Consider the following 14,831-nt stretch of genomic DNA (forward strand, 5'->3'; position numbering starts at 1 on the left):
TATATGAGTAAAAAAGAGAATAAACTGGAGGCTAAAAACCTCGATGCCTACTACGGAGACTTCCACGCGCTGAAGAACATCAACATTGCCATGGAAGAGAAAGCCGTGACGGCCTTTATCGGCCCCTCGGGCTGCGGCAAGTCTACGTTTCTGCGCACCTTTAACCGCATGAACGACTACATAGACGGCTTCAGGATTGAGGGCCAGATCCTGCTGGACGGCAGAGACATTTACAACAAGGACATCCGCGTGGATGAACTGCGCAAAGAGGTGGGTATGGTGTTCCAGAAACCCAACCCGTTTCCAAAGAGCATTTTTGAGAACGTGGTGTACGGCCTGAAGATACAGGGCATCAAGAAGAAATCGGTGCTGGAAGAGGCCGCTGAGAAATCGCTGCGCCACGCGGCCCTGTGGGATGAGGTAAAGGACAAGCTGAACAAGTCGGCGCTGGCGCTATCGGGAGGGCAGCAGCAGCGCCTTTGCATTGCGCGCGCGCTGGCCATTTCGCCGTCGGTGCTGCTGATGGATGAGCCCGCCTCGGCCCTGGACCCGATCTCCACGGCCAAGATAGAGGAGCTGATCTATACTTTGAAGAACGAGTATACGATTGTGATCGTGACCCACAACATGCAGCAGGCAGGCCGGGTGAGCGATTACACCGCCTTCTTTTACATGGGCGAGCTGGTGGAGCACAACAAGACCAGAACCATGTTCACCAGCCCAAAGGATGAGCGCACCCAAAATTACATCACGGGCCGTTTCGGTTAAGCGCTCCTGTTATTGCATTGGTAGTTTCTCACTCAAAATAAGATCAAGATGCCTCAATTAGACACTGAGTTAAACCGAATAAAAACAAAGCTGCTGGAGATGTGGGACCTGGTGGAGTATCAGGTGCAGGCTTGCCAACAGGCCATGCTGACCGCTGACGTGGAGTTGGCTAAGCAGGTGGTAAAGCGCGACCGCAAGGTAAACCAGTTCGATGTGAAGATAGACCGCATGTGCGAGAACTTCTTTGCGCTGTTTACGCCCGTGGCCGTAGACCTGCGCCTGGTGCTGGCTGTGCTGAAGATCAACTCGAACCTGGAGCGCGTCGGCGACTCTGCCGAGGGCGTGGCGCGCTTTGCCAAACAGCTAAAAGCCCCCGCCGACCCGCAGCTGCTGGAGCAGGCCAAAGTGCTGCCCATGTTTGAGGAGGCGCTGGGAATGCTGGTAGACTGCCGCAAAGCCTTCCAAAACAACGACACCGCACTGGCGAAAGCCATCATCAAGCGCGACAAGGACCTGAACAAGATCCACCGCAAGTCAGACACAGTAGTGGCCAAGTTCATGACAGAGCACCCTGATAAGATTGCCGAGGCGCTGGCCGTGCATGCCGTCATCAAAAAGCTGGAGCGTGTGGGAGACCAGGTAACAAACATTGCCGAGGAGATCATCTTCTACCGCGATGCCAAGATCATCAAACACAAAAGCGACAAGAAAAAGAAGAAGAAAAAGGAAGATTAAGCTTGATTGTTAAATGGTTGGATTGTTACATTGATGATCCGGCAAAGTATAAAAGTATAGGATAAATACCCAGAAAGCACGGGCCGCAGCGGTTCGTGCTTTTTTGTTTGTCTGCTCCAGGATGAAGTTTATACTTTATACTACTAACAGCCAAAGTATAACCCGAGGCCCGCAGCCACCTTACAACTGCTCAACTTCCAGGCCTTATAACTCATTAACACCCAAACTCTCTCTCTTAGATTACCTTTGCAACGATTTGTGCCTTAACTTTGGGCCAAAACCGTAAGAAAGTGCTGCTGAAAGAGATTTTATACCTGATTCGGAAAGACCTGGTGCTGGAGTGGCGGCAGAAGTATGCGCTAAACGGCATGTTGCTGTATGTGGGCAGCGTGGTGTTTGTGTGCTACCTGAGCTTTGGCATGCGGTCCAACATCCTTGTGGCACCTGTCTGGAACGCCATGCTCTGGATTATACTTTTGTTCGTGTCGGTTAACGCCATCGCCAAAAGCTTTATGCAGGAGAACCGCGGGCGGCTGCTATACTTTTACTCCATTGTAAGCCCGCAGGGCATTATCCTGGCCAAGATCATTTACAACACGGCGCTCATGCTGCTGCTGGCCCTTATCTGTTTTGTGTTCTATGGATTTGTGCTGGGCAACCCGGTGCAGGATGTGCCCATGTTCCTGCTCTCCATTCTGCTGGGCGCCGTGGGCTTCTCCACCTCGCTCACCATGATCTCGAGCATTGCCAGCAAGGCGGCAAACAGCAGCACCCTAATGGCCGTGCTCAGCTTCCCGGTGATCGTGCCGATGCTGCTCATGCTCATTAAAATGTCTAAAAACGCCATGGATGGCCTCAACCGTAGCGCCAGCCTCGACGAACTGCTTACCCTGCTTGCCATAAACATGATTGTTGTCACTGTTTCTTACATCTTATTCCCGTACCTTTGGCGTTCGTGAGCAGGCACTGGATGTTAGGCGATACGCTGTGAAAAACTGGAACAGAAACAGAAGCGATAAGCGTTGTTATTGAAAACAGGAACCGATACTTGTACCATCTGCATTGGCTTTTGCTGTATGTAAAGCAAAGTATAAATATGTCCAGAACTATAAAGTATAACCGGTGAGAAAGAACTCTAACATTTATTGCCTGATATCTAGCATCTAAATAATATGAAAAAGAATTGGTGGAAGGCGCTGGCCGTAGTGCTACTGGTGTTTACCGTAGTGGCCGGCATGCTCTCTAACGTGCCGCGGCTGGCCATCCTGAACGAGACCATCCGCAACTTATACTTTCACGTGCCCATGTGGTTCGGCATGATCCTGATCCTGACGACATCGGTGGTCTACTCTATCAAGTACCTCCGCAACCCCACCGTTAAAAACGACGTGATTGCCTTTGAGGCGGCTAAAGTGGGCATCCTGTTCGGGGTGCTGGGCATTGTGACCGGCATGGAGTGGGCAAAGTTTACCTGGGGCGAGTACTGGAGCAACGACCCGAAGCAGAACGCCTCGGCCATCGGCTTGCTCATCTACTTTGCTTACCTGGTGCTGCGCAGCTCCTTTAACGAGCAGCAGCAGCGCGCGCGCATCAGTGCCGTGTACAACATCTTCGCCTTTGCCGCGCTCATCCCGCTGCTCTTTATCCTGCCGCGCCTCACCGACTCGCTGCACCCGGGCAACGGCGGCAACCCCGGCTTTAACACCTACGACCTGGACAGTAGCCTGCGCATGGTGTTTTACCCTGCCGTTATCGGCTGGACGCTGCTGGGCATCTGGATCGTGAACGTAAAATCGAGATTAGAAATACTGAGACAACGCTTATATGAGACTGTTTAGAATCGTGGCCCTGTGGTGCTTTATACTTGGGAGCATGGCAGGCCTGCAGCCGGCAAAAGCCCAGCCGGCCCAAACCGAGGTAGAGCTTTCCTCGGCCCAGCAACCGGAAGTAGAAATGGCGGACACCCTGCGCCAGGAAGGCAAGATCTACGTGGTGGTTATCGTGCTGCTTACCGTGCTCACCGGCCTGATCATTTACCTGGTGGTGCTGGACCGCAAGGTGAGCCGCCTGGAAAAACAAATGCGCGATTAGCAGCTAGTAAGTATAAAATAAGCCTGCAGCCATGGATTTATATTAAGCTGCAGCGTGTTAGGCTAACAGAAAAACATTACCCATACTTTTATCAGGATGAAAAAGACACACATCATCGGGATTTTAGTAATTGCCGTGGCAATTGTTATCATCATGTCTTCGGTAGGCGACGCCAGCACTTATGTCTCCTTCGGCGAGGCCATTGAGCTTGCCCAGGACGGCGACATGACCAAGGTGCACGTGGTAGGGCGCTTGAAGAAGGACACCCAGGGCCACATCGTGGATATGAACTACGACCCGCTGGTAGACCCCAACTACTTCTCCTTTACCCTTGTAGACACGAACCGCTACGAGCAGAAGGTGGTGTACTTCAACCCGAAACCGCAGGACTTTGAGCGCTCTGAGCAGGTAGTGATAACCGGAAGCATGAAAAACGATGTGTTTGTGGCCGACAAGATCCTGCTGAAGTGCCCGTCTAAGTATGTGGAGAAAGAAATCCAGCAGAACACAGCAAGCCTGTAACTTAAGTTTAGGAGTTTGGGAGTTAAAGAGTGATGATACATTAGCTTTCAACTTTCTAACTCCCAAACGCTCTAACTCTTTAACTCTCTAACTATAAAAAATGATTAATACGCTGATCGGGGATATTGGCCATGCAAGTGTGATTGTGGCTTTTGTGGCGGCCATTGTGTCTTCCTACGCATACTTTATGGCGTCTCGTGCCACGGTAGAGCTCTCCGGCGACGACAGCTGGCGCAAGCTGGGCCGCTGGGCTTTTTACGTGCACGGTGCCGCCGTTTTGATGATCATCTTCGCGCTGTTCAACATCATTTACGAGCACCGCTACGAGTATTATTACGCCTGGAGCCACTCCTCCGATCACTTGCCTGTACACTACATGATCTCCAGCTTCTGGGAGGGCCAGGAAGGCTCTTTCCTGCTGTGGGTTTTCTGGCATGTGGTGCTGGGCGTGGTGCTGATCAACAGCGGCAAAAAGAACAAAACCTGGGAAGCGCCTGTGATGGGCATGTTCTCCTTTGTGCAGCTCTTCCTTACCTCCATGATCCTGGGCGTGGTGATCGGCGACCTGAAGATCGGCTCCTCGCCTTTCATCCTGATGCGCGACTTTATGCCAGACACGCCGGTGTTTGCCATGGACCCGAACTTTGTGCCTGCCGACGGCACTGGCCTTAACCCGCTGCTGCAAAACTACTGGATGGTGATTCACCCGCCAACGCTGTTCCTGGGCTTTGCCGCCACGCTGGTGCCGTTTGCCTTTGCAATGGCCGGCCTCTGGAAAGGCAAGTTTCATGAGTGGATCAAGCCTTCGTTGCCGTGGGCTCACTTTGCAGCAGTAACGCTGGGCATCGGTATCATGATGGGTGCTTACTGGGCTTACGAGACCCTGAACTTCGGGGGCTACTGGAACTGGGACCCGGTGGAGAACGCCGTGTACATCCCGTGGCTGGTGCTGGTGGGCGCCATCCATACCATGGTGGCCTATAACCGTGGCAAATCAGGCCTCAAAGCCTCTTACCTCCTGGTGATCGCCTCGTTTATACTTATACTTTACGCCACCTTCCTTACCCGAAGCGGCATCCTGGGCAACGCCTCCGTCCACTCTTTCACCGACCTGGGCCTATCGGGGCAGTTGTTTACCTACCTGGCTGCCTTTGCTGTGCTGGCTGTTGGCCTGCTGGTGTACCGCTGGAAGAGCATCCCGACCACCGATAAGGAGCTTACGACCTACAGCGGCGAGTTCTGGGTGTTTATCGGCGCGATTGTGCTGTGCCTGGCTGCGTTTCAGGTGCTGTTTACCACTTCCATCCCGGTTTACAATTCATTCTTAGGATTTATCGGCATAGAGTCTAACGCGGCCCTGCCAGCCGACCAGATCGCCCACTATACCAAGTTCCAGTTGTGGGGCGGCGTAGCCGTAGCCATACTTACCGGCGTGGGCCAGCTGCTGTGGTGGCGCAAAGGCGAGAAAAGCAGCTTTGTGGATGCCATTACTATTCCGGGCATGCTCACGCTGCTGTTTGCCAGCCTTGTTATCGTGCTTTCCAAAATGGGCATGCTGCACGAGACGATGAACAACCCGGTGTTTATTATCCTGCTGGTGGCTTCGCTGTTTGCCGTGTTTGCCAACCTGAGCATTATTCTGAGCCTGCTGCATAAAAAAGTGACCCTTTCGGGGGGCGCTGTGGCGCACATCGGCATTGCCTTAATGCTGCTGGGCATCCTGTTCTCGTCGGGCTACGATAACATCATCTCCCAAAACACGTCGGGCATGGTGTATTCCCGTGAGTTTCCGGATGAGATAAACCACGACAACGTGCTCCTGTGGCGCAACACGCCCGTGGACATGGACAAGTATTCCGTGAGCTACCACGGCCAGTTCCAGGAGGTGATCGGCGTGCCCGGCTACGTAAACCGTGAGCTGCTCTTCCCGACGCCTGATCCTTACAAAGCCATTGCCCGCGGCCCTATAAAAGCGAACGACAAAGTATACTTTGAGACAGGCGATACCCTGGACCTGTACTCTCCGGAAAACACCTTTTACCAGGTGCAGTACAAGGAGCGCGAGGGCGACAAAACATTCACGCTTTACCCGCGCGCGCAGGTGAACCCGAACATGGGCCTGCTGGCCTCTCCGGACATCAAGCACTTTGCCAGCATGGACCTGTACACGCACGTATCGTCTGTGCCGGACCCGAGCGAGGAGAAGGACTGGGGCGAGCTGCAGGAGTATGACCTGACAGCCGGCGACACCATCATCCTGAACGATTACATTGCCGTGTTTAACGGCATCGAGAAAATAGACCAGGTGCCGGGCGTGACGCTGGAACCGGGCGACGTGGCGGTGCAGGCCGACCTGAAAATATTTGGCGAGCGCAAGCAGTACCACGCGCACCCAGTGCTGATGATCAAGAACCAGATGATGGGCCGTGTTCCGGAAGAGATCGGCGACCTGGGCCTTCGCCTCACGTTCCTCAACATCGACCCGGAGAACAACAAGTTTAAAATCGGTGTGAATGCCTCGCAGAAAGACTACATCATTCTGAAAGCCATTGAAAAGCCGTTCGTGAACATCCTCTGGATTGGCACTATTGTGATGGGCATTGGCTTTGTAATGGCCATTGTGCGCCGCAACGAGGGCAAGGCAAAAGCCAAGCCTGCCGCCCCAAGAGAGAAAAAACGAAAAGTACAGGCTGCGTAAGCATTGCCGACAACTATCAAAGAGCCTTTGCTGCCATAGCAAGGGCTCTTTTTGTTTTGCAGCCCGCAGCACGTAACTTGCCGGCGGCACCAAGTATAAAACAAGTATGAATATAGCCCTGATCGGAGCGGGTAATGTGGGCTGGCACCTGGCGCAGGCGCTGCAGAAGGCTGGCCATACTATAACCCCTATCTACAGCCGCTCCAAAGACACCAGAGAGGAGTTGGCCAAGTTGGTGGCCGCTCAGCCTACCGCCTCCCTGAACCTGCAAAGTAGCGATGCCGAAGCCGTGCTGATTGCCGTGCCCGATGCCGCCCTTGCCGCTGTTGCCGCGGCGCTGCAGGTAAAGCCGGGCACAATTGTGGCGCACACGTCCGGCTCGCAGCCGCTAAGTATACTTGATGCCGTGCATGGCGCACGAACAGGCGTGTTCTATCCGCTGCAAACTTTCTCTAAAAGCAAACCGGTGGACTTTACGCAGGTGCCGCTGCTGGTGGAGGCGCAGAACGAATCCACAAGGCAGCAGCTGCAGGCGCTGGGGCAAAGTATAAGCCATACCGTGGAGGCCGTGGAATCGGGAGCTAGAAAGCAGCTGCACCTGGCTGCCGTTTTTGCCTGCAACTTTACCAACCACCTGCTGGGCATCAGCCGCCAGCTGCTGCAGGAGGCTGATTTGCCGCTCCACCTGCTGCAGCCGCTCATCCAGGAAACGGTGGCCAAGGTCATGCAGCACAACCCCTACCACGTACAAACCGGCCCCGCCATCCGCCACGACCAAAACGTGGTAGAGGAGCACCTGCAAATGCTGCAGCAGCACCCCCGCCTGCAGGAGATTTACCGGCTGCTAACGCAAAGTATACAGGCCACCCCAACAAAGCCCTAACCATTTACCCCGCAGGCCTGTTAAAGAAGGCAGCACCATAAGCCGAGGCGTATACTTTGATTCGGCAGGCTGGCTTTGTAACTTTGCACTTTAGCATAAAGACACTGACATGAAAGTTGTAAATATAACCTTTAAATTCGCAGACGGCTCCCCGGACGAAACGCACCCCGCCGTGGAGGGGGAGTCGGTGCTGGATGTGGCGCTGAACAACGATATAAAGCTGCAGCACAACTGCGGCGGCGTGTGCGGCTGCAGCACCTGCCATGTATACATAGAGGCCGGCATGGACGACCTGCCCGACATCTCTGACAAGGAGGAAGACTACATCGACCGCGCCGTAGACCCGCGCATCAACTCCCGCCTGGGCTGCCAGTGCGTGGTGCAAGGCAACGAAGACATTGTGGTCACCATCCCGGAGCAGGACTTCCTGGGCCACTAAACAGAGTATTCACCAATTATCAACCCCTGATAACGGAAAAAGAAAGTATGAGCTACGAGCCACCAATACACTGGAACGATTACGAAGACATTGCCATGGCGCTTTATGAGAAGTTTGGCGATGACTTTTCAGAGTCTAAAATATACCGCATCCGCTTCACCGACCTGCTGGAGTGGGTACTGTCGCTGCCGAACTTTGAGGGCACCCGCGAGCAAGCCAACGAAGGCCACCTGGAGCAGATCCAGGCGGCATGGGTGTATGAGTGGCGCGACAACCAAGACTAAAACCTAGCCGCGCTACAAAGCATAAATTCAGAATTTTCTATACTTTTAAAGGTCCTTTGTAAAAAGGGCCTTTTTTACTGCTTAAACTATACCGTAAAGCTTACTTTATACTTCATACGTATGTCTATCACCCAAACCGACCTTACCCGCATCAACACCTTCATTTTTGATGTGGACGGCGTGCTGACCGACGGCCTGCTGTACTGCTTTGCCGACGGCGAGCAGGTGCGTGCCTTTAACATCAAAGACGGCTTTGCCATTAAGCATGCCATCAGCCAGGGCTTTCGGGTAGCCATTATTTCGGGCAAGAATGAGCCGGGGGTGCGCCGCCGCCTGGAGCAGCTGGGCATAGAGGACATGTTTCTGGGCATAGACGATAAGATAGAGGCGCTGGAGGACTACCTGTACATGCAGGGCATCAACCCGGCCACGGTGGCCTACATGGGCGACGACATGCCCGACTACGAGGTGATGCAGCGCTGCGGCCTGCGCGCCTGCCCTGCCGATGCCGCCGACGACATCCAGGCTATCTCTACCTTCGTCGCCACCAAAGCCGGAGGCCGGGGAGCCGTGCGCGAGCTCATTGAAACCATTATGAAAGCGCAGGATAATTGGTAGCCATACTGTATTTATACTATTTTAAAAATAAATTGAAGATTTTATTTAATACATTATTGGATATATAGAAAATTATTTTTAGTTTACCATCAGTTTAATTACCATCAACAGTTCAATTTTTATGAAGACAGGAAAAGTAAAATTCTTTATTGAGTCAAAAGGCTTCGGTTTTATCACAGAAGACGAGACAAACGAAGATTTCTTTGTGCACGTTACCGGCCTCAACGGTCTGCAGATCCAGCAGAACGACCGCGTTGAGTTTGACACGGTAGAGGGTAAAAAAGGAATCAATGCGGTAAACGTGAAGAAGTTCTAGTTCAGACATACTTTACACGCACAGGAAAAGCCCCTACTGCAGGGGCTTTTTTTATGGTAAAATGGCGCTGTCGTCGTAATTTTGCCGCAAACCACACCGGCCGTTTATACTTGTGAAATACATCCTGACGCTGATTCGTGCGCAAAACCTGTTGATGATCGTGCTGAGCCAGGCATTGGTGCAAGCCTGCCTGCTGGCCCCCGGCGTAGAGTGGCAGCGCCTGCTGGATGTAAGGTTTTGGCTGCTAGTGCTCTCCACGGTGTGCATCGCCGCCGCGGGCTACGTCATCAACGATTACTACGACGTCAAGATTGACGCCATCAACAAACCCCAGCGGCTGTTGGTGGGCCGCCTGATCCGCAGGCGCAGGGCCATGTTCGCACATCTTATACTTTCGGGCGCGGGTGTGCTGATGGGCCTGGTCCTCTCCCTGCCCGTGGCGCTTATTAACCTGGGCGCGGTGCTGCTGCTCTGGGGCTACTCTGCCCGGCTCAAGAAAATGCTGCTCGTCGGTAACGTAACGATTGCGCTGCTATCGGCCTCTATGCTGCTGGTGGTGGCCGTGTACGGCGATAAGCTGAACCGCATTACGCTGGGCTATGCCTTGTTCGCCTTTCTCATCTCCCTCATCCGCGAGATCATCAAAGACATTGAAGACATGAAAGGAGACGCCTCGTTTGAGTGCCGCACGCTACCCATTGTGGCAGGCATGCGCGGTGCCAAGCTGGTGCTATACCCTTTGGTGGCCCTGTTCCTGGCCTTTGTAGTGGTGGTGGTGGCGCACCCTGCCTCTCCTGTGGTATTTGACGGCTATATGGTGCTGCTGGTGCTGCTGCCAAGCGTTTGGCTGCTCGTAAAGCTGGTGCGCGCCGACCGCAAGCGCGATTTCACCTACCTGAGCAACCTGAACAAGCTGGTCATGCTGGCGGGTATCCTCTCCATGCTGCTGCTCTAAAAACAGAAAAGCCTGGGCGCTGCGCCCAGGCTTTTGCATAACCAATAAGCAAAAGAAAATTATCTCACGATCAGGCGGCTTGAGGCCATATCGTTGTCGGCGCTCACTTTAACAAAGTAGGTACCGCGCGCATACTTTTGGGTGTTGATCTCCACTACGCCGTTTGCTCTGCTCAACTGCAGCACCTTGCGCCCCAGTATGTCGTGCACCGCCACCTCGGCGTTGCGGATGCTGCCCAGGTTCAGGCGCACCATGCCATTAGACACCGTAGGATAAACAGCCACGCGCGTATCCCCGATCATATCGTCGGTGCCGGCCACTGTGCCCACCGATACCGTTTCCGTTACTTTAGCCAGCTGGTTGCCGTCAGTGCGCACCAGAACCAGGTCATAGACGTAGATACCGGGTTCTGAAAAGTTTATCTTGAAGTATTCTTTGTAAGAGGCCGGCAACACCACACCTTCCTCAGGGCCAACAGTGGCCACGCCGTTCTCGAACGCAACCTCCTCGTATACAGCCTCCTCCTCTGTAGTGGCATCGCGGTTGGAGTTGTAGTAGAGGGTAAAGTTTTCGCTCTGGGCCGGCTTGTGCAGTTTTATCTGCAGGTTGGCGCTCTCTCCTTCCCTGTCGTGGGCATCAATGTATGCCTGCCATTGCACATCCTGGTTTATAGCCAGTTCGCCATTTCCGGATATAACGTCGAGGGTACCATTTACGGTTGGTTCCTGAATAGTTTGTGCCTTTCCGGCAACTGCTGTAAGCATGAGTGCCATGGTGGCAGCAACAACATGTAGAGCTCTTCTCATCTTTTAAGATTTAAATATTGGGGAATAAAGTATAACAATTAAGCTTTCGATTTTGTATTAGCTTTCATACGTAAAAGCTTCGTTTTCGCTCTATTTTTCTATACTTTTTTCACTATATATCTTTTTGCCGCCACTTTCGTTTGTTGGTTTACGAAGATAAATATTTATATTTGGTGATATTCTTGAACAGAGATAACGGTTAGAATGGATAAGGCACAACAGCTACTCACAGACTATGGGCTACGAAAGACCGGGTGCCGGCTGGATGTACTGCGCCAGTTCCTGGAGCACGATTTTGCACTGTCGCACGCCGACCTGGAGAAGAAGCTTGGCAGCAGATATGACCGCGTAACGATCTACCGCACCCTGTACTCTTTTGAACAGCAAGGGCTGACGCATAGTATAAAAGACGGGAGCGGCGGCCTGAAGTATGCCCTTTGCCAGCACCAGGAGTCTTTACAAAGCAAGCACGAAGACAGCCACATACACTTTAGCTGCACCGGCTGCGGCCAAACCTTCTGCCTGAACGACGTGCCGGTTCCGGAGCTTATGCTGCCGCAGGGCTATGAGGCAGAGCGCCTGAACTACTCGGCCGAAGGCTTGTGCAAGACCTGTAGCCAGCGCAACGATATTTAACTTCACCTTTAATGGAGGCTGTCCGAAATAACGCAGAAGAATTCAGGAAACTGGTGTCCTCACCAGTCAGGTTCCGGCTTTTCATGCTGGCCAGGCTGCCCATGGCTTACCTGGCAGGCTTGCGCGTGGCGGCCCTTTCCGCCGAAAGCGCTACAGTCACCATCCCCTACAAGTATATCAACAAGAACCCTTTCCGGTCTATCTATTTTGCCTGCCTCAGTATGGCCGCCGAGCTCTCGACCGGGGTGCTGTGCATGATGCAGGTGTACAAGTCCACTCCCGCGGTATCGATGCTGGTGGTGCGCATGGAGGCTGACTTCACCAAAAAGGCCGTGGGGCGCATCGCCTTCACCTGCCACGATGGGGAACGCATACAGCAGGCCGCCGAACAGACGAAAGCCACCGGCCAGGGCGTTACCCTTACGGCCACCAGCACCGGCACCGACGAGAGCGGCGACGTGGTGGCTACTTTCCGTTTTACCTGGTCGCTAAAAGCGAAGCATCTGCCAAAGGCCTGATTTTTACTGGCTTTTGGCGCGCTATACTTGTAACTTGCGGCCAAAACCACAATCCGCATGAAATTTAAGGCTATCTGCACCGACATCGACGGCACGCTTTTGAACAGCGAGCGCCAACTGTCGCAGCGCACTATTGATACTTTCCGAAAGCTTGATAAAAACGTACCCGTTATCCTGGCTTCCTCGCGCATGCCCAGCGCTATGCGCCACCTGCAGCAGGAGCTCGACATTCTGCACCACCCGCTCATCTGCTTTAACGGCGGCTACGTGCTGTACTTCGAGGACGGCAAAACGGCTCCTACCCAGTTAGACTCTGTGCAAATAAGCGCCCCTATCTGCCAGGCCATCCACGACTTTACCCAGAACACCGACATCCATGTAAGCCTGTATGCGCAGGACAACTGGTATGCCCCGCAGCGGGATTACTGGGCGGAGCGGGAGGAAAAGGTTACCAAAGTATCCCCGCAGATCGCTGACCTGGCCCCTATACTTACCAGGTGGCACGAGCAAGCATGCGGCGCGCATAAAGTGATGTGCATGGGCCCAGCCGATGAGATAGACGCCTTGCAGCAGGAGCTGAACAGCAACTATGCAGAGCTGGTGCATGCTTACCGCTCTAAAGACACGTACCTGGAAATCGCACCGCGCGCCATCTCTAAGGCCACGGCCCTGGAGCTGCTGCTCCAAAACCGCTACGGCATTGCCTTAGAAGAGGTAGTGGCCTTTGGCGACAACTACAACGACATCGACATGCTGCAGGCTGTTGGCAAGGGCATAGCAGTGGCAAACGCACGCGAGGAAGTAAAGGCTGTGGCCGACGAAATGACTCTGAAGAGCATAGAAGACGGTGTGGCCGTAGCGGTTGAGAAGCATTTTTTGAGTGTAGAAGTATAAACTTATCCGCTACAGCCAAAGCACCCGCATGAAAGACTACAAGAAATACTACATCATACCCGCCGAGCCCGAGGAAGTATACGTGGCCCTGACCAACCCTTATACTTTGCAGCTCTGGACAGGCGAGCCGGCAGAGATGTCCACAGAGCCGGGGTCGGAGTTCTCGCTGTGGGAAGGAAGTATCGTGGGCAAGAACCTGGAGTTTGAGGAGGGCAAGAAGATCGTGCAGCAGTGGTACTTTGGGGAGCAGGAGGAGCCCTCTATCGTCACCATTAAGCTGCACCCGCACAAGTATGGCACCTCCGCCGAACTGCGCCACACCAATATCCCCGACGAGGATTACGAAGACATCACCGAAGGCTGGGATTTTGCCTACTTCGCCCCCCTGATTGATTTTTATGAGGGGGAGTAGCGGGTTTACACTTTATACTTTACCGGATCCAACCACCCCTGCCCCTCTCTCGAACCAAGTCCGGGAATCTGTGACTTGTTCCGGGAGGGGAGCCAGTAATTGCAAATGCTGACGTGTTGGTTTCAAGTTTCTGTTCTTATTAGTAAAAATGTAAACCCACCCCTTAGAGTTACGCTCGCTACCTTCGAAATCCCGTTCTCGGTAGTCCAGAGGAGGGGAATTATGTTCAAGCTGCGTCAGCTGCGGCTATCTTTTCTGATCCCAGCCTTTAGGTGGGGGTATCCCCAAGAGCGCCTTCTAGATTTCCGGTGCCGCCTTAGCGGCATTGCGACGTTAGGAGCAAAGGAAATGTAGACAGGGCGATGCCCGAAAGAGTTTACCCCGAAGCATTTCGGGGAGGCCTACCGGCCTTAGAGGGCACCGAAGTATGAAATGGAACTGTAGCCTTTGTAAGACTGAGGATAAACGGCAGCTAGAAAGTATAGCTTGTGTCAAGTTGCGGAAAGCGGCGGCTCTAAAAGCACAAGCGGACGCTTGCGCCAGAAACAAAGTATAAACCATACTTTTACACATATCCATTTACATCTCAACCCAAACCCGCTATATTTGCAGCTTCATCGCAAGCTTATACTTTGGAACCTAAGAATAAGAAAAACATAGTCATTTTCGCTTCAGGGTCGGGGAGCAATGCACAGCGGCTGCTGGAGCATTTCGAGCACCACCCACAGATACGTGTGGCCGCCCTGTTCTCCAACAATCCGAAAGCGTATGCCCTGAAACGAGCCGAGACCTTCCACGTCCCGGCTTTTTTGTTTTCCAGGGATGAGTTCTATAACACGGACAAAGTGCTGGAGCAGGTGCAGGCGTTTAAGCCTGACCTGATCGTGCTGGCCGGTTTCCTGTGGCTGGTGCCAAACAACCTGCTGCGCGCCTTCCCGAACCGCATCATCAACATACACCCTGCCCTGCTGCCCCGTTACGGCGGCAAGGGGATGCACGGCATAAATGTGCACACGGCCGTTATCCAGGCGCGGGAACCGGAGTCGGGCATCACTATCCATTACATAAACGAGGAGTACGACAAAGGCGAGTTTATACTTCAGGAGCGCTGCCCGGTACAACCCGCCGACACGCCCGAAGAACTGGCAGCCCGCGTGCTGCAACTGGAGCACAAGCACCTGCCCGAGGTGGTAGAGAAGCTGCTGCTCGAACAGAACCAACAACAGTAATCAATCAACAACCCAATACCTTCAATC

General features: G+C 53.5%; 19 protein-coding genes. 18 read left to right on the forward strand and 1 reads right to left on the reverse strand.

The genetic code is table 11. The features are described from left to right. The first annotated feature begins 3 nt into the window (after positions 1–3). The 13 genes from pstB (at position 4) to FJM65_RS08185 (ending at position 10,309) form a co-directional block, all read left to right on the forward strand. Complete coding sequence (pstB, locus tag FJM65_RS08125; protein WP_140620999.1) at positions 4–768, forward strand: phosphate ABC transporter ATP-binding protein PstB; 765 nt, start codon at positions 4–6, stop codon at positions 766–768. 48 nt (positions 769–816) lie between these two features. Next, a complete protein-coding gene (gene phoU / locus FJM65_RS08130; protein WP_140621000.1) occupies positions 817–1,503 on the forward strand; it encodes a phosphate signaling complex protein PhoU in 687 nt (228 codons plus the stop codon). Positions 1,504–1,820: 317 nt separating this feature from the next. Continuing rightward, on the forward strand, positions 1,821–2,462 hold the full coding sequence (locus tag FJM65_RS08135) for a heme exporter protein CcmB (protein ID WP_140621059.1): 642 nt from the start codon (positions 1,821–1,823) through the stop codon (positions 2,460–2,462). 213 nt (positions 2,463–2,675) lie between these two features. Continuing rightward, positions 2,676–3,341 (forward strand): cytochrome c biogenesis protein CcsA, encoded by a 666-nt coding sequence (gene ccsA, locus FJM65_RS08140; RefSeq protein ID WP_140621001.1) that lies wholly within the window; start codon positions 2,676–2,678, stop codon positions 3,339–3,341. Beyond that, positions 3,328–3,594: a CcmD family protein gene (locus FJM65_RS08145; protein WP_239022877.1), complete on the forward strand. Its 267-nt coding sequence runs from the start codon at positions 3,328–3,330 to the stop codon at positions 3,592–3,594. The genes ccsA (FJM65_RS08140) and FJM65_RS08145 overlap by 14 nt, the downstream gene beginning before the upstream one ends. Before the next feature lie 96 nt (positions 3,595–3,690). After that, the gene (locus tag FJM65_RS08150; protein WP_140621002.1) at positions 3,691–4,116 is read left to right on the forward strand and encodes a cytochrome c maturation protein CcmE domain-containing protein; all 426 of its coding nucleotides are present in this window, start codon (positions 3,691–3,693) and stop codon (positions 4,114–4,116) included. A gap of 100 nt (positions 4,117–4,216) precedes the next feature. Beyond that, on the forward strand, positions 4,217–6,814 hold the full coding sequence (gene ccsA, locus FJM65_RS08155; protein ID WP_140621003.1) for a cytochrome c biogenesis protein CcsA: 2,598 nt from the start codon (positions 4,217–4,219) through the stop codon (positions 6,812–6,814). A 106-nt stretch (positions 6,815–6,920) separates the two neighbouring features. After that, positions 6,921–7,697, forward strand: coding sequence for a Rossmann-like and DUF2520 domain-containing protein (locus tag FJM65_RS08160; protein WP_140621004.1), 777 nt, complete (start codon positions 6,921–6,923; stop codon positions 7,695–7,697). A 109-nt stretch (positions 7,698–7,806) separates the two neighbouring features. Next, complete coding sequence (locus FJM65_RS08165) at positions 7,807–8,136, forward strand: 2Fe-2S iron-sulfur cluster-binding protein (RefSeq protein ID WP_140621005.1); 330 nt, start codon at positions 7,807–7,809, stop codon at positions 8,134–8,136. A gap of 47 nt (positions 8,137–8,183) precedes the next feature. Next, positions 8,184–8,420, forward strand: coding sequence for a Fe-S cluster assembly protein IscX (gene iscX / locus FJM65_RS08170; RefSeq protein WP_140621006.1), 237 nt, complete (start codon positions 8,184–8,186; stop codon positions 8,418–8,420). A 120-nt stretch (positions 8,421–8,540) separates the two neighbouring features. Next, positions 8,541–9,038 carry a KdsC family phosphatase gene (locus FJM65_RS08175; protein WP_140621007.1) on the forward strand — a complete coding sequence of 166 codons (498 nt, stop codon included), beginning with the start codon at positions 8,541–8,543 and terminating at the stop codon, positions 9,036–9,038. Positions 9,039–9,159: 121 nt separating this feature from the next. Beyond that, a complete protein-coding gene (locus FJM65_RS08180) occupies positions 9,160–9,354 on the forward strand; it encodes a cold-shock protein (protein WP_046310054.1) in 195 nt (64 codons plus the stop codon). 112 nt (positions 9,355–9,466) lie between these two features. After that, positions 9,467–10,309 carry a geranylgeranylglycerol-phosphate geranylgeranyltransferase gene (locus FJM65_RS08185; RefSeq protein ID WP_140621008.1) on the forward strand — a complete coding sequence of 281 codons (843 nt, stop codon included), beginning with the start codon at positions 9,467–9,469 and terminating at the stop codon, positions 10,307–10,309. 59 nt (positions 10,310–10,368) lie between these two features. Here the strand turns inward: FJM65_RS08185 and FJM65_RS08190 are convergent, their stop codons facing one another. After that, a complete protein-coding gene (locus FJM65_RS08190) occupies positions 10,369–11,115 on the reverse strand; it encodes a T9SS type A sorting domain-containing protein (protein ID WP_140621009.1) in 747 nt (248 codons plus the stop codon). 204 nt (positions 11,116–11,319) lie between these two features. On the opposite strand from FJM65_RS08190, the gene FJM65_RS08195 reads away from it, so the two are divergent. The 5 genes from FJM65_RS08195 to purN all read left to right on the forward strand — a co-directional run bounded on the left by FJM65_RS08195 (position 11,320) and on the right by purN (position 14,804). Beyond that, complete coding sequence (locus FJM65_RS08195) at positions 11,320–11,751, forward strand: Fur family transcriptional regulator (protein ID WP_140621010.1); 432 nt, start codon at positions 11,320–11,322, stop codon at positions 11,749–11,751. Between the two features lie 11 nt (positions 11,752–11,762). After that, a complete protein-coding gene (locus FJM65_RS08200; RefSeq protein WP_239022878.1) occupies positions 11,763–12,269 on the forward strand; it encodes a PaaI family thioesterase in 507 nt (168 codons plus the stop codon). Between the two features lie 57 nt (positions 12,270–12,326). After that, positions 12,327–13,163 (forward strand): Cof-type HAD-IIB family hydrolase, encoded by an 837-nt coding sequence (locus FJM65_RS08205; protein WP_140621011.1) that lies wholly within the window; start codon positions 12,327–12,329, stop codon positions 13,161–13,163. A gap of 28 nt (positions 13,164–13,191) precedes the next feature. Continuing rightward, positions 13,192–13,575 (forward strand): SRPBCC domain-containing protein, encoded by a 384-nt coding sequence (locus FJM65_RS08210; RefSeq protein ID WP_140621012.1) that lies wholly within the window; start codon positions 13,192–13,194, stop codon positions 13,573–13,575. Positions 13,576–14,207: 632 nt separating this feature from the next. Beyond that, the gene (gene purN / locus FJM65_RS08215; protein ID WP_140621013.1) at positions 14,208–14,804 is read left to right on the forward strand and encodes a phosphoribosylglycinamide formyltransferase; all 597 of its coding nucleotides are present in this window, start codon (positions 14,208–14,210) and stop codon (positions 14,802–14,804) included. The last annotated feature ends 27 nt before the right edge of the window (positions 14,805–14,831 follow it).

Origin of the sequence: Pontibacter mangrovi (assembly GCF_006385705.1) — a bacterium.
Lineage (GTDB): Bacteria > Bacteroidota > Bacteroidia > Cytophagales > Hymenobacteraceae > Pontibacter > Pontibacter mangrovi.

Coding starts and splice junctions, on each gene's coding strand:
- FJM65_RS08180 (WP_046310054.1), top strand. CDS start 9,160: ATGAAGACAGGAAAAGTAAAATTCTTTATTGAGTCAAAAGGCTTCGGT.
- FJM65_RS08160 (WP_140621004.1), top strand. CDS start 6,921: ATGAATATAGCCCTGATCGGAGCGGGTAATGTGGGCTGGCACCTGGCG.
- FJM65_RS08205 (WP_140621011.1), top strand. CDS start 12,327: ATGAAATTTAAGGCTATCTGCACCGACATCGACGGCACGCTTTTGAAC.
- ccsA (WP_140621003.1), top strand. CDS start 4,217: ATGATTAATACGCTGATCGGGGATATTGGCCATGCAAGTGTGATTGTG.
- ccsA (WP_140621001.1), top strand. CDS start 2,676: ATGAAAAAGAATTGGTGGAAGGCGCTGGCCGTAGTGCTACTGGTGTTT.
- FJM65_RS08165 (WP_140621005.1), top strand. CDS start 7,807: ATGAAAGTTGTAAATATAACCTTTAAATTCGCAGACGGCTCCCCGGAC.
- FJM65_RS08150 (WP_140621002.1), top strand. CDS start 3,691: ATGAAAAAGACACACATCATCGGGATTTTAGTAATTGCCGTGGCAATT.
- phoU (WP_140621000.1), top strand. CDS start 817: ATGCCTCAATTAGACACTGAGTTAAACCGAATAAAAACAAAGCTGCTG.
- FJM65_RS08195 (WP_140621010.1), top strand. CDS start 11,320: ATGGATAAGGCACAACAGCTACTCACAGACTATGGGCTACGAAAGACC.
- FJM65_RS08190 (WP_140621009.1), bottom strand. CDS start 11,115: ATGAGAAGAGCTCTACATGTTGTTGCTGCCACCATGGCACTCATGCTT.
- FJM65_RS08200 (WP_239022878.1), top strand. CDS start 11,763: ATGGAGGCTGTCCGAAATAACGCAGAAGAATTCAGGAAACTGGTGTCC.
- iscX (WP_140621006.1), top strand. CDS start 8,184: ATGAGCTACGAGCCACCAATACACTGGAACGATTACGAAGACATTGCC.
- FJM65_RS08210 (WP_140621012.1), top strand. CDS start 13,192: ATGAAAGACTACAAGAAATACTACATCATACCCGCCGAGCCCGAGGAA.
- pstB (WP_140620999.1), top strand. CDS start 4: ATGAGTAAAAAAGAGAATAAACTGGAGGCTAAAAACCTCGATGCCTAC.
- FJM65_RS08145 (WP_239022877.1), top strand. CDS start 3,328: ATGAGACTGTTTAGAATCGTGGCCCTGTGGTGCTTTATACTTGGGAGC.
- FJM65_RS08175 (WP_140621007.1), top strand. CDS start 8,541: ATGTCTATCACCCAAACCGACCTTACCCGCATCAACACCTTCATTTTT.